Source organism: Catonella sp. (assembly GCF_052173895.1).
In the GTDB taxonomy this organism is placed as follows: domain Bacteria; phylum Bacillota; class Clostridia; order Lachnospirales; family Lachnospiraceae; genus Catonella.
Genome location: NZ_JBQMXS010000008.1, coordinates 33,418 through 54,098, shown reverse-complemented (window position 1 = coordinate 54,098; position 20,681 = coordinate 33,418). Strand labels below are relative to the sequence as shown.

The following is a 20,681-nucleotide window of genomic DNA, read 5'->3' as shown; positions in this document are numbered from 1 at the left end:
TTCGTATGCACCAACCACATTCATTTTAACCCTTTTACACATAAATCACAAGACATATTTTTATGAAGAATTTCGAAGAGGTTTCCTATTAATATGCAAGTGTCAAAAGTATGTAATACCTGTATCCTATTTAAACAATAAAAATGTGCTGCCACATATAAGTATATCAGACAATAGCTTATCCAATATATTTTCTTAATGTGACAGCACTATCCCTTTACATTGATTATGAGAATTTCATAAAATATGCTTAGAAACTACTTAAATTAAATGACTAATTAAAGCTGTCCTACGAGGTCAAGACTTGGCTTTAATGTCTCAGCACCAGGAGTCCACTTTGCAGGGCAAACTTCATCACCATGCTCATGTACGAACTGAAGAGCCTGAACCTTTCTGAAAAGTTCCTCAGCATTACGGCCTACATTACCTGCATTTACTTCATAAGCAACAATCTTTCCTTCAGGATTTACTACGAAAGTTCCTCTCTCAGCAAGACCGTTCTCCTCAATATATACTTCAAAATCTTTTGAAAGTACATGTGTAGGATCTGCAAGCATGGTATATGTAAGCTTTGAAATTCTCTCTGAGCTATCATGCCAAGCCTTATGTACAAAGTGGGTATCTGTAGACACACTGTAAATATCACATCCAACTTCCTTGAACTTTGGATAGAGGTTCTGAAGATCCTCAAGCTCTGTTGGGCAAACAAATGTAAAATCTGCAGGATAGAAGAAGAATACACTCCACTTACCTAAAATATCCTTCTTGCTTACCTCTTTAAAATTATTGTTTTCAAAAGCCTGTACTGTAAAATCTGATACTTCCTTGTTAATTAATGACATTGTTAAAATCTCCTTTCAAAAATATATTATTTATGTACGAATACTTCTTTGTAATTTGATTGCGTACAATATTATAATATACAATATACCATAGACTGAAGTAATTGTCAAAGGAAATTTAAAGAATTTTTGTAAACTTTTTGATAACTTTTATCTTCCCAAAAAAGAAACCCCTATTGTTCCTGTATCCACCTGAATCTTTACCTCTCTATCTCCTATACGCTGTCTATAACTATTGTTAAATATTGACTTGCCATTATTTTTACCATCTACAAGAATTACTCCCAAATCATTGTCAAGTTCGAGGCTGTAATCATCCTTATTTCCGATAAATTTTGCATTTATACTGCCTGTGTCACTCATGGCTTCTACATAATCCGCATCCACTCTGTTAAGTTTGATAAGACCTGTATCGGTATTTGCTTTCAACCTGCTTATCTTTGCATCAGATACTTTGATGTAACCTGTATCCGAATCAAGTTTAGCATTGTCTATCTTGGCTCTTTCCAGTGAAATATAGCCTGTATCAGTATCTACTTTTACATCACCTGATTCTAAACCTGAAATATTGACTGCTCCTGTATCATTATCTACATTAAGCCTTTTAAAACTCCCTTCTTTAACCGATATATGCCCTGTATCTGCATCTATCATAGCCGTTGAAGCGCTAACTCCCACAAGTGATATTGCTCCCATCCCTGCACCGAGTTTTAACACATTTGCTGACACCGCAAACAAGGAGAGCTTGCCCATATCCATTTCACTAATTATTTCAGTAAGAACCTTATTTCTAGGTATTGTTATTTCTACAAAACCCTTTTCTTTATTGAAAATATTAAAATTAAATTTTACCTTGGCAAAACTTCCCTTGTGCCTATCCCTTATCACAAGACAGTTTCCTTTTCTTTCTATGACAGGCTCATTATCTTTGCAATTCAGATTAATTCCAAATTCGTCACCGGTTCTTATTATTACATCTAAAGAAGCAAGATCTATGTCAATACTATCAAACAAACTTAAATCTTCAGTATCAAGTGCAACTAAAGCTGTATTCCTACTATTATCTTCAACAGTTCTTTCAGTCTTATCTTCCTCAAACTTTACACTCTCGGATTCTTGTACACTTTCAGACTCTTGTACATATCCCTCCATAATTTTATCCGCAATATCCTCAGGATTTCCTACACTTTTTGTTACATCCCCTTCTTCCCCGAATCCTGCCTCCTCAAAATACTCCCAGTAATAATTTATTGCATCTTCTCTATCCTCATTACTTAACTTCGACAACCTTGCCTTTAATTCTTCCATAAATTCATTTTTATTCATTATCATTATCCCCCTTATTTTTATTTATATTCACCTCAAATGAAAACTCAACATTCAATTTTCCACTAAGCAATCTATCTATTCTTTCTTTATGGGTCTTCCATTCCTTTTTATAAAACTTCAGTTTATCCTTACCCTCTGCCGTAATCCTATAATATCTTCGGTTACGCCCCTGTACAGGACTATCATAGGTTGTAAGTTCACCCTCTTTCTGAAGTCTTCTAAGCACAGGGTAAAGTGTAGATTCTGAAATATCTATTACCTCCTGTACCTTTTGCGTGAGAGTGTACCCATAATAATCTTCCATTTCCAAAATTCCTAGCACACAGGCATCTAAAAGTGGTGCTGTTACCTGATAAGTCATAATTTTTCTCCTTTCTTTTCTCTTGAAGCTAATACAATCAACCATATTACTTATTATCGCATATTATATATTGTATAATATTATTTGTCAACAAAAAAGTTCCTTTAGACTTTTAATTTCTAAAGGAACTTTAATTAACCCAATATAGATGTAAAATTTAAATACACAATTTTACTCATTCTTCATAGCCTCAATAGCAGAAATCTTAGTTGCTCGGCTTGCAGGGTAATAACCCGAAACTATACCTATTATAATCGCAAAACCGGCAGCTACAAAAGGTAGCCACAGAGGAATTATTGAAAGTTTGCTTCCTCCCCCTGCTCCACCAAACATATTGAGGGCACTGCCTAAAGCCCCACCGAAAGTATTTAAGGCATACGAGGCTATATAGCTCATTGTTATTCCTATAATACCTCCTATAAGTCCCATCATAGCCGCCTCAAAGAGAAATAATTTTTTTACATCCCCTATATGGCAGCCAAGCACCTTCATTACGCCTATTTCTTTGGTACGCTCATAGATGGACATTATCATTGTGTTCGCTATGGATATAGCTGCAACAAGCATGGATATAGCTCCTACTCCACCAAGTACCATCTGGATAGTCTTGGAGAAATTTTCTATCGGTTTAGTAAAGTCCGACATACTGCTTGACTTATAGCCTAATTTTTGAATGGCCTCCTGTATATTCTGAACATCTTCTACACTGTCAGCATTTAACTTAATTGCCTCATATTCCTTTAGTTTCTTTTCAGCTTTTTTCCTTTTGTCTATAGGCAGCTGTTTTACATAGTCATGAAAGATATTAATAAACTGATCCTTATCCATGTAAAAACCATAAGAATATTCATTAAAAGTTTCAGTATTAAACACAGCCATTTCAGTAGAATAGTCTTTTAGATTTATTTTTATATTGCCCTTTTCATCACGTGGCAGAGACTCTTCATCATACACCGAAAGAGTTATTCTGTCCTTTTCAGGATTCACTTTTTTTCGCTGATAATTTGCAGAATTCGGATTAGTAAATCCAAAAAATCCCTCAGTTCCTACCCAAAGTTTAATTTTTGTTCTACTGTGGCTCTTCTGATAAGTCTTGCCATTTTTTAGTTTTGGAAATTCTAAATCCTCAAAAGAATCAGCATCCATTACATTCACTTGTGTATTGCTCTCATAATTACCGGTTTTTAATTTTACTGATAAATTTACTACAGGAGAGACAGTCTTTACGTGAGGAATCTGTTTCAGCTTTTCTATGAGCTTATCATCCAGTTTCTGTTTCTTTTCACCTGAGTAGTTTCCATTTTCATCAAAGCTTATCTGGTTTTTTTCCATATTTATAACTGTAAAACTTCCATATTGCATAAGATTTTCCCTAAAGCTTTGGTTCATCCCAATTCCAATGGATATCATTACAACTATTGATATAGTTCCAATTACTATTCCTACTACAGTAAGGGCAGTTCTGGCCTTTCTTCTGCCAAGATTCCTCAGACCCATTTTCATAAGATCACTAATCTTCATATAAATTTATACCCTTTTTAATCTTTAACTTAGCAAGTACTATGCCTGCTAAAATTGAAAACACGAGAACTCCTGCAGTTATACCTATTGCAGCCGGTACACTCTGAGTAATAGACTTAGCAGCTCCCATTTCAGTATTCATGCCATTCATACCTGCAGGGTCTCCTGTAAAGCTGGCAGTATCTGCCGTAGCAGCATCTCCTGTCTGTGCTGTTGCCCCATCTGTAATTACTTCACCTGAGGATGTTGCAGGTACTGCCTCACCTGCATTTGCTGCCAAGGTTGAAAGCACTCCATCCATTATAAATAAATTTTTACTCAAAACTATCACCTCATTCCTTTATATTATAATTCTTCATCTTCACGCATAGCCTCTGCAAGCTTTTTCTTTTTATATTTTTTAATCAATATATTCTTTGTTACAACAGTTCCAATAATGAAGATAAGAATATTTCCACATACAAACATCCACATAGGAACCACTTCCTTAGGTCCCTCAGGTACCGTCATGTTATCTGTAGGTATTTCAGGCATTGCATCCGGACTTGTTTCACTAACCATGCTCTCAAAATCAGTATCATAAGAAGATATATTACCATTACTATCTTCATAAGAAATAGTAAGCACTCCCTTGCCCATTCCGAACTTTTGAGGACTTACATCCATAGACCAAGACCTGCCCTCACCTGCATTTACATTTCCTATAATAAGAATTTCATTGGTAGATTTAAAATCTCCCTTAACCTTAGCAGTTACATTGTAAAGAACCGACTTGCCCATGTTGTTAAAATCAAAAGAAAGTGCTGTAGTTTCATTAAGAACAGGTGTCTCACCTCCACCTACAGAAATATTGGCAAGCATCGGTCTGTCATCCGAATATACCTGTAGCTTAAGTTTCTCTTCTATTTTATTCTGTTTCTTGATAAGGGCATTTTTATTTGCAACATCCTTAGCTTTATATTCATAGTCAAAGGTAATTCCAAGGTCATAACCATTGGTTGCTATGTCACCTTTTGCCTTAAGAGGTATACTACGACGTTCAACCTGACCCGGTGCTAAGGAATTTATGAACATACTTGCACTTCCCTCTACTATTGCAAAATTATTATCTGCTGAGGAGATTGTAACAACTATATTATCTGCTGATACACTGGAATGTGGGTTCATTATATCGAAAGTAAATTTAAATGTTTTTCCTGCCTTTATTTTCTTCTTTCCTGTATCATACTTAGCTATTGTAAGCCTAGGCATACTGTTGTCTACATCACCGGAGCTTTCTTTTCCCTTAGTATCAATATAAATGCTCATGGTGTCTTGGATTAGGTTTGCCATAGCCTTATCTTTAACTGAATAAAAATTAAAATTTAAAGTAATAGGTTTCATTCCATCTTGAATAGTTTCTGTAGCAATAAAACTTCTCTTTAATTTAAATGACTCACCTGCCTTCACCAATGCTTTACGATATTTATCATAAGCTTTTTTTGGTTTCAGTCCTGCCTCCGAATAGCCTGTAGTATCTATAGATATGTTTTTAGCATCTACTTCACCTATATTTTTTAATTCATATATTACATCAAATTCATCTCCCACATTGATTGTATAATGAGGATAGCTTACACTTGACACCTGTATTATAGGTTTTTTTACAGTTTTTTCTGTATCAGTTTTCTTAGCTATGTTTTCCATCGAAATAGTAAATTTCTGAGGCTCTGCAACACTTCCATCGGAATATTCGTACTTTACTACAGCATCTAACTTAGTAACACCGGCCTGCAAATTCTTAATCGAAGTAAAGTTAAACTCTACTTCTCCCGTAGCTCCACCCTCTACCCTACCTATAGTTTCTGTAGGCTGGGTATCCGGTATAAGAGTATTTTCATAGCCTTCTATGCTCACCGTAACATTATTTGCAGCAATTTCTCCATCATTATTAAAAACAAGCTTAACCCCTACTTCCTGATTTTCCTTTATTCGTCTAGGGTATTCAGTATCTAAAAGTGAAAACTTAGCATTTTTCTTCTGTTCTGAGATAATAAATGTCAGCCTGCTTACCTGTTCCAGTACTGCCTCATAATATTCATTAAAGCTATCCTGTGTTATAAATTTAACAGGAATATCATCATACTTTCCTTTTTTTGCATTAAGTGGTATATTTACCGAAAATTTAACATAAGCTACCTCCCTTACCGAGATATTACTTACTTTATTTCCTTTATCATTAACAACCGTAGGAGTTGAAACAAGTGTAAAACCTGCTGTTTTACTCAGATCTACGTCAACTAGTGGCTCTCTTATTGGATAATTAGACGCCTTAACCGGTATTACTACTTCAACAGTATCGCCTGGTGCTACATTATAAGGTTTTAACAACTTACCTAAAACTGCTTTAGGCAATGTTGCCTTATAAAGATTTGAATCAACATTTGATGCTTTTACTTCAAGAGTCCCACCCATAAAACCTAAAGCTGCATTAAAAACTATGGTTGTTGATATAAAAACAGCAGCTCCTGTTTTAATTAGTTTCTTTAACTTCATCTTTTATATCCTCCGTATGTTTACCCATTAATTTTGCAAGTTTTTCTTCCCTTGCCTTTTTCTTTTCTTTCTGAAGTTTGTTGAATTTTTCTATCTCAATTCTACTTTCTTCTTCTATCTGCTCAGCAGTTTTAATTACTTCAACCTTTTGAATATTTCCATCAAGTATATGTATAATCTTATCTCCATAGCTTGCAAGCCTAGGGTCATGTGTTACCATAACTATAGTCTGCTTATTTCTCCTAGCCATAGCATGGATTAGTTCCATTACTTCCATTGTAGTCTTGGTATCAAGGTTTCCTGTCGGTTCGTCTGCAAAAACTATTTCAGGCTTTGCCACAAAGGCTCTTGCTATACCTACTCTCTGTTGCTGACCACCACTCATTTCCTTAGGCTTATGTGTAAGTCTGCTACCTAAGCCTACCTGCTTTAACATCTGCTCTGCAAGCCTTCTTCTTGTTTTAGAATCCACTCTTTTAAAGACAAGCGGCATTTCAACATTTTCAATAGCATTCATCGAGCCTATGAGGTTATATGCTTGAAACACAAAACCCAAATAACGCTGTCTAAAATCTGCAAGATTTTTCTCGCTCATATTCCTTATGTCATAACCTTTTAGGAGAATTTCTCCTGATGAGGCTTTCTCAATTCCTGCCATCAGATTAAGCAGTGTAGACTTTCCGGAGCCTGAAGTACCTAAAAGACAACAAAACTCCCCCTTGTTTATCTCAAAACTGACTCCATTCACTGCCTTAATCCTCTCATTTCCCATGTGATATATTTTTTTCACACTTTTCAATTCGATGATTTTTTCCATATCTTTACCAAATTTTCTTTATTTTCTTTATAAATAACTATTTACATATCAAATATAGCACTCATTTTTTAACTCAGGTATATCTTTTTTATTAAATTATCCTTAAGAATTATATTCTTCCAAATTCATCACTTCACACACAAACTATGCCGTAAGTTAAATACCTTACGGCCAAGCTATGCATACCAAAATTAAATTTATTTTCCTATTCCATACTATCCACAAACTGCTTAATAACTTCAACAGTCTTATCGACTCCCCTAAAATCATTTTGAATTGCTAAATGATAGTTAGTCAACACACCCCATTTCTCTATAGAATGATAATTATAATAATTAGCTCTGCGTTTATCCATCTTCAATATAGTTTCTTCTACATTCTCTTCTTCAACTCCATCTCGCTCTATAGCACGTTTAATCCTATAAGGCATAGAAGACCAAATAAAAATATTTATTAAATCCGCTCTCTCCCTCAGTATATAGTCTGCACAGCGTCCCACTATAACACAAGGACCCTCTTCTGCAATCTTTTTTATTGCATTGGACTGGGCAATATAAATTCTATCATCAAGAGAGAGATGGGTATATCCAATATCAGGACTTCCATACGCATTCATTCCCATTGCTATAGAATAAAGTAAGCTATTGGTAGCTTTCATCTCAATATTATCAAATGCAGCTTCTGCAAAACCACTCTCCTTAGCTGCCCTTGCTATAAGTTCTCTATCATAAAAAGGAATCCCATATTTCATAGCCAGTTTTTCTGCAACCTCACGCCCCCCACTTGCATACTGTCTACTAATAGTAACTATTTTATTCATAACTCTCCTCCTTTCTACACAAACACTTTCTTATGTATAATTATACTTCTTATAGGTGTTTTTTACAATAAGCTAACCCCCAAACTTTTCCTTTAATTTCTCTTCAACCGCCTCTGGAACCCAGCTTGAAACATCCTTTCCAAAAGATGCTATTTCCTTCACTATTGTAGAACTTAAAAATGCATACTCCAGCGAAGTTATCAAAAATAAAGTTTCTATCTCTTCACAAATCTGCCTATTAGTCTGGGCTATCTGCATTTCATTTTCATAGTCAGTAACAGCTCTCAGCCCTCTTACTATGATTTTTGCACCATTTTCTTTAGCAAAATCTACTGTAGTACCCTCAAAAGTTTTCACTCTAACATTCGGTATGTCTGCAACAGCTTTCTTTAACATTTCAAACCTTTCTTCCATAGTAAAAAAAGGTGATTTTTTCTTATTTACAAGAACTCCGATAATAACTTCATCTACTATTGCAGCAGCTCTTTTTATTACATCAATATGTCCATTAGTTACGGGGTCAAAACTCCCCGGATAGACTGCCTTTACCATAATTACCTCCATTAATCAAAAAAACTGTTACAATAAAGATAACCTAAGTTACGCCTTATTGCAACAGCATTTTAATCAGTGCGGATGATGAGATTTGAACTCACACAAGATTGCTCTCACTAGAACCTGAATCTAGCGCGTCTGCCGTTCCGCCACATCCGCTAAATCAATAACATCCGGACAAAAAAATAGTGCGGAAGATGGGACTTGAACCCACACGACTGCAATAGCCACAAGATCCTTAGTCTTGCTTGTCTACCAATTTCAACACTTCCGCATACACTTCATTTTTCAATTTTTACTTGTTCAACCGAACGAAATGTATTATAGCATATATTAAATAAAAATGCAATAGGGTAATTAATCTTTTTTGCCAAAAGCAATAAAATCAAACCAAATTTGATTAAATTCAGTCTGATTATAGTATTTTTCTGATAGAAAAAGTGCCAGCAGAAATACCGGCCATTTTGTTAAGCTAGATAATAATCACTAAAAAGGATAAGCATTTTTTGAAATTCTTTGTCATCCAATTCAGATAATATCGGGATTTTCGTTATTAATATATTCTTCCAAAAATCCAATTCGTATATACTGTGATTAGCAGAAAATTTATGAAGTAATAAAATTATTTTATCTCTTTCCCTAATACTTATGCCGTTTTCAAGACAAAAGAGACTAGCTGATTTAATTTCATCTCCAAATATTTCAAATAAGGAAGAAATCAATAATTTATGCTCTTCATACAGTTTTTTAAGTGTTAAGTTATAATCGCTTTCTTTAATCATTAAAATAATGTCCATTCTAAAATTTCTCTGATAACGTTTGCTATGTTAGCTGCAATAGAACGAGAACCGCCTGCTTTTATTATAGCTCTAAATACTGCACTTTCCTATATCAGTACCTCCCTCTTCCTACCACAGGCTAAAGATATTATACAAATTTATCCCCATAATCACAACCATAAGCCCAATAAAAAGCTTTTCAACCATTTTTTCTTCTATCTTCTTATTTACAATCCTTCCGACAACACCCCCCAGAATACCTCCAGCTGACATAATCATAAGCAGACCTAAACTAAAATCTGGTATCTCATTAGTAAATGCCAAAGCTCCAAGGCTTGCAAGCTGTGAAATAAAAATAATATAGAGCGAAGTTATTACCGCCTCCTTTGTACTCATCGAAAATAAGTAGAATAATACAACGAGGTTGATAGGGCCTCCACCAATACCTAAAAACGAAGACATCAAACCCAAAAATAAGCCTACTGTAAAGGATATTCCACAGTTTTTTATCTTTTTGGTTGCTATCCTATTTTTAAACAAAGTGAATAATAATGTAAACAAGGTCACAACCAAAAGACAGCTTGCCTGTACAGCACCTACCTTATTAGGATTACTACTTATACTCTTGACAAAAGAAAACAGCCATTTTCCTGCCACTCCACCTATAGCACTCCCTACTGCAACAGGAAATATTTTAGCAAATTTTAACTCTCTATCTTTACTTATTTTCGACCTAATTACGGAATAGGCTGACATAGATAATACAGTGCACCCCGACAAAAAACTTATCTGACTCACATCCAAAATTTTAAATGCATCTAAAAGAGGTTTAATAATCACCCCACCACCAATGCCACAGATAGCTCCTATTACAGACGCAAAAAAACATATAACAAAAAATAATATTTCCATAATCACTCCAAAATTTATTTCACCTAACATTTAAAATAAAAAAATATATGCTGCATACCCCTCAGATAATTTCTTTTTATTATTAGTAGTAATTTTTTTATTAATAGAGTAAAGAGCCCAGCTTGGGGGAGCCGGACTCTTCGGAGAAGGTATTTTTGTTACTTATGGGGTGTAGCAAAAACTATATAATGTATTGGGGTTTACGAGTATTATTATAGCAGATAAACGCCAATAAGTCTGCACAAACTTTAATTTTTTTACAACCCTTTTTCTATTAATAATTACCTTTGATATCACATTACTGTATTTTTACACTGTAATTTTAAACTATAAACTTTAATTTTTATTGGTAATCATTAATAAGTGACAATTATAAAACGTCCTGCTCTTTTTTAATTAAATAAAGCCTCAAACTCTTCTCTTGTAATTCTTTCCTTTTCCATAAGCAGTTTCGCACTCGCATGGAGTACATTCATATTTTCTGAAATAAGGCGTTTAGCCTCTGCATAGCATTCATCTATTATCTTCTTAACTTCTTCATCTATCCTGCTTGCTGTTTCTTCACTATATGCTCTTGTATGCGCCAAATCTCTACCAATAAATACCTCATCATCGTCACTGTCATAGTTAATAAGTCCTATTTCATTAGTAAAGCCAAAACGAGTTACCATTGCTCTTGCAACCTTTGTTGCGTGTTTAATGTCGCCTGATGCACCTGTAGTAATGTCATCCAAAATAAGTTCCTCAGCAACACGCCCACCAAGAGTCACTATAATCTCCTGTTTCATTTTACCCTTTGTGTTAAACATCTCATCCTTTTCAGGAAGAGGCATGGTATAGCCTGCTGCCCCATTACCGGTAGGAATAATAGATACTGTATACACCGGCCCTACATCAGGAAGTACATGAAAAAGAATAGCATGACCTGACTCATGATAAGCCGTAATCCTTTTTTCACGCTCAGAAATAATATGACTCTTTTTCTCAGTACCTATTCCCACTTTGATAAAGGACTTCTTGATATCTTCTTCAACTATGAACTGTCTGTTCTCTGCTGCTGCCTTTATTGCCGCCTCATTTAAAAGATTTTCAAGATCCGCACCTGTAAATCCTGCGGTAGTACGAGCTATCTGTTCAAGGTTTACATCATCACCAAGAGGCTTGCCTGCTGAATGTACTTTTAAGATTTCCTCTCTACCTCTTACATCAGGGTAGCCCACCTGTACCTTACGGTCAAATCTTCCCGGACGGAGAATGGCCGGATCAAGTATGTCTACTCTATTGGTAGCTGCCATCACTATGATACCTTCATTCACACCAAAACCGTCCATTTCCACAAGCATCTGATTAAGAGTCTGCTCCCTTTCGTCATGTCCACCTCCAAGGCCTGTTCCTCTCCTCCTTGCTACCGCATCTATCTCATCTATAAACACTATACAAGGTGCATTTTTCTTCGCCTCTTCAAATAAATCTCGGACTCTCGATGCTCCTACTCCTACAAACATTTCTACAAAGTCAGAACCTGAAATAGAGAAAAACGGTACTCCTGCCTCTCCTGCAACTGCCTTTGCAAGCAAGGTCTTACCTGTTCCCGGAGGTCCTGTAAGTATGACTCCTTTAGGTATTCTTGCACCTATACCGTTGTACTTTGCAGGATTTTTAAGAAAATCTACTATTTCTTCTAATTCATCTTTCTCTTCTTTCAGTCCTGCAACATCCTTAAACATCACCTTTTTATCTTTATCAGAGGACATTCTGGCTCTGCTCTTTCCAAAATTCATCATTTTCGAGCCTGCTGCTCCACCGCCTCCGCCTGAAACTCCGGTTCCTGCTGTCATAACCATCATCATAATAAAGAACATTACAAAGATAAGCATATAAGGCATAAGCGTAATTAACCAACTCTGCTTTGCCACATCATGCATGTTATAATTTTCAAAGCCTTTTTCTCTTAGAAGTGCAACTACCTCATTTACATCAGATGTATAAAAACTTTCCGTTGTTCTATTATCATTCCGGCCTATAGTTACTTCTACTTCACCGGTAGGTACTGTCTGATTTTGATATATCTCCACTCCTGTTACAGTTTTTTTATCAAAATCCGACTTGAATTTTTCATAGTTATAATTGCTATGGCTCATCTTATAAAGATTTTCTGATAAAAACATTACTACTACAATTATTGCAAGTATTATAAAATAGGTTCCAAATCCCCTTGTCTGTTTTCTCACTTTATTCTCCTGTTCAATTTATGATGGTATTCTTTAGTCTAAATGCACGACTCCAATATATGGAAGATTCCTATATCTCTGCATATAGTCAAGTCCATAACCTACTACAAATTCATCAGGAATGACAAAACCTACATAATCCACTGTAATACCTTCAACTACCCTACGGTCAGGTTTATCAAGTAAGGTACAAAGTTTCAGCGAATTAGGTTTCTTTGTCCAAAGCATATCCTTCAGAAAACTAAGTGTATTGCCCGAATCTATAATATCTTCTATTAAAAGTACATCTTTACCGTCAATCCCCTCATCAAGATCCTTAACTATTCTTACCCTGCCACTGCTCTCTGTACCGTTGCCATAGCTTGATACAGACATAAAATCCATTGTAAGTGGAACTTTTATGTACTTAGCAAGCTCTGTAGTAAAAAATACACTTCCTTTAAGAATACAGATTAAATGCACTTCTTTTCCTGCATAATCTCTGTTGATTTCCTCAGCCATTTCCTTTATACGAGCTGCTACCTCTTCTTCGCTGAGCAATGTAGTAATCTTAGTTTCCATTTTTTCCTCCATCATTTAAATATTATTTCAACTTTTAATAATTTTCTTGTTGTTCTTGTAATCTTCGCTCCTTCCCCTGTCCTATATCCTATTATCCAAAGGACATCACTGCCGGAGGCTACAACAGGAATTAAATTTCTTTTTTCTGAGGGGACTTTGCTGTCTGTAAAATATTTTTTCAGTTTTTTCTTAGCACCATCTTCAGAAATAATAATATAATCTCCATCTTGTCTATATCGCAAAAGAACATCATCTGATATTTTATCATAATCAAACCATTTGATACAACTGTTTTGAGTAAGATTTTTTGTACTTCCATTATATAAAGTAAGTTTAATATTATTTTCTTCTACTAAAACATCCAAAACCTCATCAATTTCAACTAAATCAAGCTTTAATTCCGGTATTTTCAATTCATCGAAAGAACCGGAAGTAATTTTGCCTTCTTTTAAAAATCTTATTCCCTCATAATCTCTTACAGCTCTAACAGCATAGGGTAGATTTATCTCCCTGCCCACCTGTTTAAAAAACAACTCTCTCACATACGCTATATGTACTGCACCTATATCTCTCGCTCTTCCTGCCCTTCTTACCAGTACCATATGCAAGACTTCATCCACTAAAACCTCATCAAGTTCTAATATATCTTTCCTTACAAAAATGTCCTTAGTTTCATCAACATATCGTCTATAAGCCTTCTCTGCCTCTTTTAATACATAGCGTTCTATTTTGCAAAGCCTGTTTGCTGCCTCGCTAATATGCCTTATCACTCCCTCATTTACCTCTGAAAGTTCAGGCAAGACCTTATTCCTAACCCTATTTCTAATATAAATCAGAGATTTATTGGTACTATCTGTAACATATCTCTCTCCGTACCCTGCTACAATCTCTTCAATCTCTTTCCTATCGGTTTTTATTAAAGGCCTTATTATATTACCATTTTTAGTTCTTATTCCTGTAAGTCCTGTTATACCACTCCCCCTTGAAAGATTGATAAGAAAGGTTTCTGCGACATCATTCATATTATGTGCAACAGCTATCTTATCTGCCCTCTTTTCCTTTCTAATCTCTTCAAAAATCTCATATCTAAGTATCCGCCCTGCCTCTTCTTCCGAAATTTTATTTTCTTTTGCATAAGCTGGTACATTTAGCCATCTAACTTCAAGATGTATGTTATATTTTTCACAAAGTTTCTTTACAAACTCCTCATCCCTTGCTGCCTCTTCTCCTCGTATTCCATGATTTATGTGGACGGCAATGATATTCTCTGAACTTAAAATATCCTTTAATAAAAGCAAAAGGCAGACCGAATCTGCACCTCCTGAAATGCCTGCAACAACTCGGTCTTCCTCTGATAGTAATTTATTGTTTCGGATAAATAACTTTATTTTTTCTACACTTTCCATTTCATCCTCTATAATTATAGTCAAAGGTCTGACTCCCTAATGGTTGTCAGACCCTATTATTTTTCCGGTTCAAACACTATTTCATTCTGGTATGTAAGGCCAAACTTCTCCCTTGCAGTTTCTTCAATAAATTTCTTAGTCTTTATCTCAAGCTTTAAATTTGCAAGCTCCTCAGCCCTGTTCTTCTCAGCCTCTAAATCACATTTGACAGACTCATTCTTGGCTTTTACTTGAATAAGCTTATCATCCAGCATAAATTTACTTATACTTACAATTACTAAAACTACAAACAAAACTATAGTATAGAGCAACTTTTTTGCTCTACTGTTTCGTTTTCTCCTCATACCTATCATATAAATTCTCCATCTATATTTATGTCTTGTATTTCATTTTAGCTTAAATTTATAAATTTTACAAGCATTATATTTTATGTTACAATGTAAAAAAATTAAAGAGGTAAAAAATTAAAGAGGTAAAAAATGAAAAGAATATACCACAAACTAATCTATTTCTTACTGATATTGATTATATCTTCCTTTTTATTGCCGTCAACAGTTTTTAAACCTAATATCTTAACAGCAACTACTGACAGCACAAAAAAACATATAATTAAATCAAAAAAAGAACTTATCAAAGCCATGAGACTTCATGTAGAAAGGTTAGATAAAAACTTTTCTTTAAACATAGATAAGAAAGTACTGAATGTAAACAACAAAAAACAATATGATGCTTTTTGGAATTATCTCTATGAAATACCTGAATTCAATGATGTATGCCGATATTTTAAGAATTTTAATGCATTTCAGACAGAGTACCAAAATTATTATGAGTGGACAATAAAAACTAATTATGATATTACTAAAAAAGAACTTAGACGACTAAATAAATTTGTAGCCGACTGGACAGAAGAAAACATTAGTTCAGATATGACTGACGAAGAGAAAGTAAGAGCCATAAATGACTTTATGGTAGGAGAATATCGCTATACTTTTGGAGATAAAGGCCCTTGCAAAAACAAAAACTGTACAGAAGAAAAGCTTGGAAAATATTCCGTATACACCACCTTCTCTCTTATCTATTGTAAGGGAGGTGTCTGTGATGCTAAAGCTAAGCTGTTTTACAGACTGGCAAAAAAGGCAGGGCTTGAAGTCCTCTATGTAACAGGTTATGTTAATAAAACTACCTTGCATGCTTGGAACATGGTTAAGGTTGATGGTAATTGGTACCATGTTGACAATACTTGGAATCGCAGCAGCGAGGTCGGAATGAATGAATACCAATATATAATGATTCGAGATTACTATTTAAAAGGCGATGTTTCTATGAAAAAAGGACATCATAGCTGGAAGAGTGGCAAATATCCTGCTGCCCCAAAAGATTACCCTCTTAATAACATTGACTAAATATACTACAAATCTTCCATTTCATATATTGTCGAAATGGAAGACTTATTTTTTGAATATTACACATTAAATTTGTCTGTTTTTTTCATAATTTGTGTAAATTTATCTATTACATTTATATGTTCAATATGATATAATTTCAAGCGATATGTGTGTGATTACACACTTTTTTTAATTTAGGAGGTTTAATGAATATAAAAGAAAATAAAATGGGTACAATGCCTGTTAAACAACTCATAATAAATATGTCGCTGCCTATGATAGTATCAATGTTAGTTCAAGCATTATACAATGTTGTGGATAGTATCTTTGTGGCTAAACTTTCTGAAGATGCACTTACTGCAGTTACCTTGGCCTTTCCTATGCAAAACTTTATGATAGCTCTTGCAACAGGAACAGGAGTAGGTTTTAATGTACTTCTCTCCCATGGGCTTGGCGAGAAGAACTTTGACAAATCAAATGCTGCTGCAAATAACGGCATCTTTCTTGTCTTAGTAAATACCATTGTCTTCATATTATTAGGTGCTTTTGTCACAGTACCATTTATAACCAGTCAGACAGTGAATACCTCTATACAGGCAGACGGAATAATCTATCTACAAATAATAAGTTTCTTAGCCATAGGAGTATTTACACAGATTACAATGGAACGCTTACTTCAATCCACAGGCAGAACTATGCTCAGTATGATTAGTCAACTAACAGGGGCAATAATAAACATAATCTTAGACCCTATTATGATATTCGGTCTATTAGGTTTGCCAAGAATGGGGGTTGCAGGAGCTGCAATAGCTACTGTAATAGGGCAGTTTTGTGGTGCATTTATGGGTATCTTCCTTAATCTTAAGTACAACACTGAAATTACCATATCCATAAAACAAATATTTAAACCTAGCCTCGATACTATAAAATCAATTTACCTTATTGCAATTCCTAGCATCTTAATGATATCCATCGGCTCTATTATGACCTATGCTATGAACCTCATCCTCATTGCATTTTCAACTACTGCCGCAGCTGTATTCGGAGTATATTTTAAACTACAGTCCTTTTTCTTTATGCCTGTATTTGGACTTAGCAACGGACTCATACCTGTACTTTCCTTTAATTATGGTGCAAAAAATAAAAAACGAATAGATGAATCATTAAAGTTTGCTTTAAGCCTTGCCTTTGGTATAATGTTAATAGGCACAATCACCTTTGAACTCATACCTACAATCCTGCTTAATATGTTCAATGCGTCTGACGATATGATGAATATGGGGGTAATTGCACTGAGAACCATAGCAATCCACTTTCCTCTTGCTGCTATTGGCATAGTTTTAAGTTCTATCTTCCAAGCCTTTGCACAAAGTATATATTCACTTATAGTCTCTATAATGAGACAGCTGGTAGTTTTAGTTCCTGCTGCTTGGTTGCTATCACAAACAGGTAATGTAAGTAATGTATGGTGGGCATTTATGATTGCAGAAGTTGTATCTCTTGTAACTTCATTTTTATTTTTTAATCATGTTTATACTAAATCAATTCGCCAACTTATCAAGGCAAATTAGTAAAAAATGAACCATACACTGCTATTCAGTATATGGTTCATTTTTATTCTCCCATCAATCCCCTTCAATAACTGCTAGAGTAATCACTCCCAGTATTACTAAGAACAGGAATAAATACTGCATTTTTGTAAGTTTTTCTTTTAAGAATATCCTAGAAAGTACAAGGGACACTACACAAACTGCTGAAATGATAGGGGCTGCAATAGCTCCATTTCCACTCATCGCATACACATAGGTAAACTGTCCTGCTGTCTCACATACACCTGCTAGTACCTTATCTCTCTGCCCTAAAAGTCCAAATTTCACTCCCTTTAATTTCATAAAAATAATAATTATAACTGCACAAATTGCAAAGGTAAATTCATAAGATGTATTTGCCACTGTTTCAATAGTATCCTCAGTTACTCCCACCAACGGAGAAAGTTCTATATCCAAATAATAAATATCAAGAAAGGAACCGATAGCATCAATAATCGCATAACAAAACGGCATCGCAAAGGCAACTATCGCCATCTTCTTACCAAGTTTTTTCTTCCTGTCCGTATCTCCATGCCCCTCAAGAAAACCTATTCCCAATATACCAATTACAATAATTATAATCGCTACAACAGAAACTCCCGAAATTACTTTGCCTAAAATAGCAACTGAAAGCACAGCCACTATTGCTCCGGAAGTATTTTCAATAGGGTCTGAAATAGACTCCTCTATAAAACGCATTCCAAAAAAAGAAAGTGCCATTGAAATAATGTAACAAAGTGATACCGGTAAATATTGTATCATATTAATCGGATTGTAACCTACATCTTGAGTACATAGAATAAATGCTCCATGTAAACCCATAATTATACCGACACATACTACTATTTTAAGATGAGAGAATTTCTCCTCTGCATGTGCCCCTTTCTTATAGAAAAGCTCTGCAAGACCCCAAAGCAGGGTTGTCGCCAATGTAAAAAATAACCACATAATTCTAATCTCTTTCTACCTTTTAGTTTTGACTAACCATCATATCTTAACACAGGTAATTATTCTCTTCAATACTATCTTGCATTTTAAAATAGGAAAATATCTCATTAAGCTTTATAAATTAATGTTCCAATATATACTTCTACACAACAAAAAATTATCCCTCTAAGGAAATAAATTTCCTTAAAGGGATAATCTGTTATCTTTATAATTAGGTATGATATTTAGAAAGGCTCTTCTTAAAGTCTTCTATCATAGTGTTAAATACACCAATCTGATGTGAAAGTTCCTGTATCTGCTCAATATAAGAACCTACACTTTCATTTACCTCACTTACAGCTCCCGAATTTTCTTCAGCTATAGCTGTAAGAGTCTTAATATTTTCAAACAATTCAGAAATAGACTCTGCCTCACCTTTCAGTTTCTGAGAATTATCAATCATAAGCACCGATACAGCCTGAAGATTATTATTAGATACTTCGGAAGTGTCAACTGCCTTATCAAGAGATTCATTTTCCGATGCCAACACCTGATACTGATTATCTATGCCTGATACAACTTCTCTCATATTAGCTACAAAACCTGTAAGGTTCTGATTTATTTCTTCTACAGCATTATCCGTTTCTACAGAAAGCTTTCTTACTTCCTCTGCTACAACTGCAAAACCCTTACCTGCCTCACCTGCTCTTGCAGCCTCAATAGAGGCATTAAGTGCTAAAAGATTTATCTGATTTGCAATTCCTGAAACTATTGAAACAATCTGAACCATTTTATCTGCATCTTCCTGAAGAGCAGCTCCACTTTCTCTAATTGTTCCAAGTCCGTCAAGAACTCCATTTATCTCTGATGCAGTCTTCTTTACTCCTGAGAAACTTTCTCTTATGCCCTTCATTGCCTCTTCAATCTTTGTCTTATTTTCTTGGCTTTCTTCAGAAATTTCTGTTATATTATTCACACTTCCATTTAACACATTGACAAGCCTTTCTGTCTCACTAGCCTGTCTACTTGTATCATCAGTAACCTTACCCATCACGCTCTTTATATTATCAGAAGTATTTCTCATATTTCCGGAAATATCTCCTAAAGACATGTTAAAGCCATGCATTTCATCTACTACAGCATTAAAATCAATAAAATCTTTCTGTACTACTTCCTTAACTTTTGCAATATCCTCTGCAAGAGCCTGATACTCATCTCCACTATCAAGTATCATATTAGTAATAAATCTTCTCTGTTTCAAATCTTCAAGTTCTGCCTGTACATCTCTAACAGGACTATTAAAAAGCATACCCAATAACAATGGAATAATGCCTGAAACCAAGGTAACTACTGCCGGCTCCCAGCTTAGTCCAAAAGAAACAAAACTTGTTATTCCTACTCCAATCATAGTAAATAAAGATGTTTTGTATACAGAATTTTTAATAAAGCCTAAAGAAAGAAGTTTATTAAGTCTATATGTCTTAGTATAGGATATCTGTTTTTCAAAAGTAAGTTCAATTCTAATTTCCGTACTACTCTGGCTTACAATCTTAACATCTACTTTTTCTTTAAAATGCTCAAACACTCCTTTTAAAAGACCTTTAAGATAGCCACCCATCTGCCTTTTCGACCTGTATACAAGCTCTGCCTTATTGGAGTCAACTGCTGTAAGGTCAAGTACCGGTGGGACAGCTCCCTTAAACCTCTTCATAACTATAGCATGTACATCATTCATTGATTTAAGAAAATGATATGCATTTTCATGCCTAAAAAAGCCCGGATAAAACTGAACAAATGTCCTTATATTCTCCTGACCCATTATCTCCCAAATCTGCTCACTATTTTTTCCTGCTTTCTGACCTATAAACTCAACCATCCCTACAGCTATCTTATCATCTACATCTTCAAGTGGTGAAAAAATATGTCCCGGTTTCAAATTATATTTTTCAAGAGCCTTATTCACCGAATCATCTCCAAAAAGTCTTCTACATGATGTCAGCCAAGATGCTACAACAGTTCCTTTCATTGGCACTTTCTCCTTAATCTTTGTTAATATTTACTTTATCAGCATATTATCTTAATGGTTAGCTTATCTTGAATTATAGCATTAT

Annotated in this window: 19 protein-coding genes and 2 tRNA genes; 2 read left to right on the top strand and 19 right to left on the bottom strand. The window is 34.8% G+C overall.

Annotated elements, in window-relative coordinates; genetic code table 11:
• Positions 1–278: 278 nt before the first annotated feature.
• The 17 genes from ahpC to ACTTG8_RS03190 all read right to left on the bottom strand — a co-directional run bounded on the left by ahpC (position 279) and on the right by ACTTG8_RS03190 (position 15,022).
• On the bottom strand, positions 279–842 hold the full coding sequence (ahpC, locus tag ACTTG8_RS03270; RefSeq protein ID WP_208427819.1) for an alkyl hydroperoxide reductase subunit C: 564 nt from the start codon (positions 840–842) through the stop codon (positions 279–281).
• 150 nt (positions 843–992) lie between these two features.
• Entirely contained in the window at positions 993–2,168 is a 1,176-nt protein-coding gene (locus ACTTG8_RS03265) for a DUF4097 family beta strand repeat-containing protein (RefSeq protein ID WP_442560692.1), read from the bottom strand.
• Entirely contained in the window at positions 2,161–2,532 is a 372-nt protein-coding gene (locus ACTTG8_RS03260; RefSeq protein ID WP_442560691.1) for a PadR family transcriptional regulator, read from the bottom strand. Before ACTTG8_RS03260 ends, ACTTG8_RS03265 begins: the two co-directional genes overlap by 8 nt.
• A 171-nt stretch (positions 2,533–2,703) precedes the next feature.
• Positions 2,704–4,053, bottom strand: a complete 1,350-nt coding sequence (locus ACTTG8_RS03255; RefSeq protein ID WP_442560690.1) for an ABC transporter permease — start codon at positions 4,051–4,053, stop codon at positions 2,704–2,706.
• Positions 4,043–4,375, bottom strand: a complete 333-nt coding sequence (locus ACTTG8_RS03250; RefSeq protein WP_442560689.1) for a hypothetical protein — start codon at positions 4,373–4,375, stop codon at positions 4,043–4,045. The genes ACTTG8_RS03255 and ACTTG8_RS03250 overlap by 11 nt, the downstream gene beginning before the upstream one ends.
• 23 nt (positions 4,376–4,398) lie before the next feature.
• Positions 4,399–6,588: a hypothetical protein gene (locus ACTTG8_RS03245; protein ID WP_442560688.1), complete on the bottom strand. Its 2,190-nt coding sequence runs from the start codon at positions 6,586–6,588 to the stop codon at positions 4,399–4,401.
• Positions 6,566–7,360: an ABC transporter ATP-binding protein gene (locus ACTTG8_RS03240; protein WP_442560687.1), complete on the bottom strand. Its 795-nt coding sequence runs from the start codon at positions 7,358–7,360 to the stop codon at positions 6,566–6,568. The genes ACTTG8_RS03245 and ACTTG8_RS03240 overlap by 23 nt, the downstream gene beginning before the upstream one ends.
• Positions 7,361–7,610: 250 nt before the next feature.
• On the bottom strand, positions 7,611–8,225 hold the full coding sequence (locus ACTTG8_RS03235; RefSeq protein ID WP_442560686.1) for an AAA family ATPase: 615 nt from the start codon (positions 8,223–8,225) through the stop codon (positions 7,611–7,613).
• Positions 8,226–8,297: 72 nt separating this feature from the next.
• Positions 8,298–8,777 carry a pantetheine-phosphate adenylyltransferase gene (gene coaD, locus ACTTG8_RS03230; protein ID WP_442560685.1) on the bottom strand — a complete coding sequence of 160 codons (480 nt, stop codon included), beginning with the start codon at positions 8,775–8,777 and terminating at the stop codon, positions 8,298–8,300.
• Positions 8,778–8,856: 79 nt separating this feature from the next.
• Positions 8,857–8,939, bottom strand: a tRNA-Leu gene (locus ACTTG8_RS03225).
• A 30-nt stretch (positions 8,940–8,969) separates the two neighbouring features.
• Positions 8,970–9,054 (bottom strand) — tRNA-Leu (locus tag ACTTG8_RS03220).
• 193 nt (positions 9,055–9,247) lie between these two features.
• A complete protein-coding gene (locus tag ACTTG8_RS03215) occupies positions 9,248–9,577 on the bottom strand; it encodes a hypothetical protein (RefSeq protein WP_442560684.1) in 330 nt (109 codons plus the stop codon).
• 111 nt (positions 9,578–9,688) lie between these two features.
• The gene (locus ACTTG8_RS03210) at positions 9,689–10,471 is read right to left on the bottom strand and encodes a sulfite exporter TauE/SafE family protein (RefSeq protein ID WP_442560683.1); all 783 of its coding nucleotides are present in this window, start codon (positions 10,469–10,471) and stop codon (positions 9,689–9,691) included.
• 392 nt (positions 10,472–10,863) lie between these two features.
• Positions 10,864–12,702: an ATP-dependent zinc metalloprotease FtsH gene (gene ftsH / locus ACTTG8_RS03205; protein ID WP_442560682.1), complete on the bottom strand. Its 1,839-nt coding sequence runs from the start codon at positions 12,700–12,702 to the stop codon at positions 10,864–10,866.
• Positions 12,703–12,735: 33 nt separating this feature from the next.
• A complete protein-coding gene (gene hpt / locus ACTTG8_RS03200; protein WP_442560681.1) occupies positions 12,736–13,263 on the bottom strand; it encodes a hypoxanthine phosphoribosyltransferase in 528 nt (175 codons plus the stop codon).
• Positions 13,264–13,274: 11 nt separating this feature from the next.
• Positions 13,275–14,693 (bottom strand): tRNA lysidine(34) synthetase TilS, encoded by a 1,419-nt coding sequence (gene tilS / locus ACTTG8_RS03195; protein ID WP_442560680.1) that lies wholly within the window; start codon positions 14,691–14,693, stop codon positions 13,275–13,277.
• 32 nt (positions 14,694–14,725) lie between these two features.
• Positions 14,726–15,022, bottom strand: coding sequence for a septum formation initiator family protein (locus ACTTG8_RS03190; RefSeq protein ID WP_442560679.1), 297 nt, complete (start codon positions 15,020–15,022; stop codon positions 14,726–14,728).
• A gap of 126 nt (positions 15,023–15,148) precedes the next feature.
• On the opposite strand from ACTTG8_RS03190, the gene ACTTG8_RS03185 reads away from it, so the two are divergent.
• Together ACTTG8_RS03185 and ACTTG8_RS03180 are read left to right on the top strand one after the other, a co-directional pair.
• The gene (locus tag ACTTG8_RS03185) at positions 15,149–16,072 is read left to right on the top strand and encodes a transglutaminase domain-containing protein (protein ID WP_442560678.1); all 924 of its coding nucleotides are present in this window, start codon (positions 15,149–15,151) and stop codon (positions 16,070–16,072) included.
• A 188-nt stretch (positions 16,073–16,260) separates the two neighbouring features.
• Entirely contained in the window at positions 16,261–17,625 is a 1,365-nt protein-coding gene (locus ACTTG8_RS03180) for an MATE family efflux transporter (protein WP_442560677.1), read from the top strand.
• A gap of 54 nt (positions 17,626–17,679) precedes the next feature.
• On the opposite strand, the gene ACTTG8_RS03175 is transcribed toward ACTTG8_RS03180, so the two are convergent.
• Both ACTTG8_RS03175 and ACTTG8_RS03170 read right to left on the bottom strand, forming a co-directional pair.
• Entirely contained in the window at positions 17,680–18,591 is a 912-nt protein-coding gene (locus ACTTG8_RS03175) for an EamA family transporter (RefSeq protein ID WP_442560676.1), read from the bottom strand.
• Between the two features lie 211 nt (positions 18,592–18,802).
• Positions 18,803–20,596 carry a heme NO-binding domain-containing protein gene (locus tag ACTTG8_RS03170; protein WP_442560675.1) on the bottom strand — a complete coding sequence of 598 codons (1,794 nt, stop codon included), beginning with the start codon at positions 20,594–20,596 and terminating at the stop codon, positions 18,803–18,805.
• Between the last annotated feature and the right edge of the window lie 85 nt (positions 20,597–20,681).

Coding starts and splice junctions, on each gene's coding strand:
- ACTTG8_RS03215 (WP_442560684.1), bottom strand. CDS start 9,577: ATGGACATTATTTTAATGATTAAAGAAAGCGATTATAACTTAACACTT.
- ACTTG8_RS03190 (WP_442560679.1), bottom strand. CDS start 15,022: ATGATAGGTATGAGGAGAAAACGAAACAGTAGAGCAAAAAAGTTGCTC.
- ACTTG8_RS03265 (WP_442560692.1), bottom strand. CDS start 2,168: ATGAATAAAAATGAATTTATGGAAGAATTAAAGGCAAGGTTGTCGAAG.
- hpt (WP_442560681.1), bottom strand. CDS start 13,263: ATGGAAACTAAGATTACTACATTGCTCAGCGAAGAAGAGGTAGCAGCT.
- ACTTG8_RS03235 (WP_442560686.1), bottom strand. CDS start 8,225: ATGAATAAAATAGTTACTATTAGTAGACAGTATGCAAGTGGGGGGCGT.
- ahpC (WP_208427819.1), bottom strand. CDS start 842: ATGTCATTAATTAACAAGGAAGTATCAGATTTTACAGTACAGGCTTTT.
- ACTTG8_RS03180 (WP_442560677.1), top strand. CDS start 16,261: ATGAATATAAAAGAAAATAAAATGGGTACAATGCCTGTTAAACAACTC.
- ACTTG8_RS03245 (WP_442560688.1), bottom strand. CDS start 6,588: ATGAAGTTAAAGAAACTAATTAAAACAGGAGCTGCTGTTTTTATATCA.
- coaD (WP_442560685.1), bottom strand. CDS start 8,777: ATGGTAAAGGCAGTCTATCCGGGGAGTTTTGACCCCGTAACTAATGGA.
- ACTTG8_RS03210 (WP_442560683.1), bottom strand. CDS start 10,471: ATGGAAATATTATTTTTTGTTATATGTTTTTTTGCGTCTGTAATAGGA.
- ACTTG8_RS03175 (WP_442560676.1), bottom strand. CDS start 18,591: ATGTGGTTATTTTTTACATTGGCGACAACCCTGCTTTGGGGTCTTGCA.
- ACTTG8_RS03255 (WP_442560690.1), bottom strand. CDS start 4,053: ATGAAGATTAGTGATCTTATGAAAATGGGTCTGAGGAATCTTGGCAGA.
- ACTTG8_RS03185 (WP_442560678.1), top strand. CDS start 15,149: ATGAAAAGAATATACCACAAACTAATCTATTTCTTACTGATATTGATT.
- ACTTG8_RS03170 (WP_442560675.1), bottom strand. CDS start 20,596: ATGAAAGGAACTGTTGTAGCATCTTGGCTGACATCATGTAGAAGACTT.
- ACTTG8_RS03260 (WP_442560691.1), bottom strand. CDS start 2,532: ATGACTTATCAGGTAACAGCACCACTTTTAGATGCCTGTGTGCTAGGA.
- ACTTG8_RS03240 (WP_442560687.1), bottom strand. CDS start 7,360: ATGGGAAATGAGAGGATTAAGGCAGTGAATGGAGTCAGTTTTGAGATA.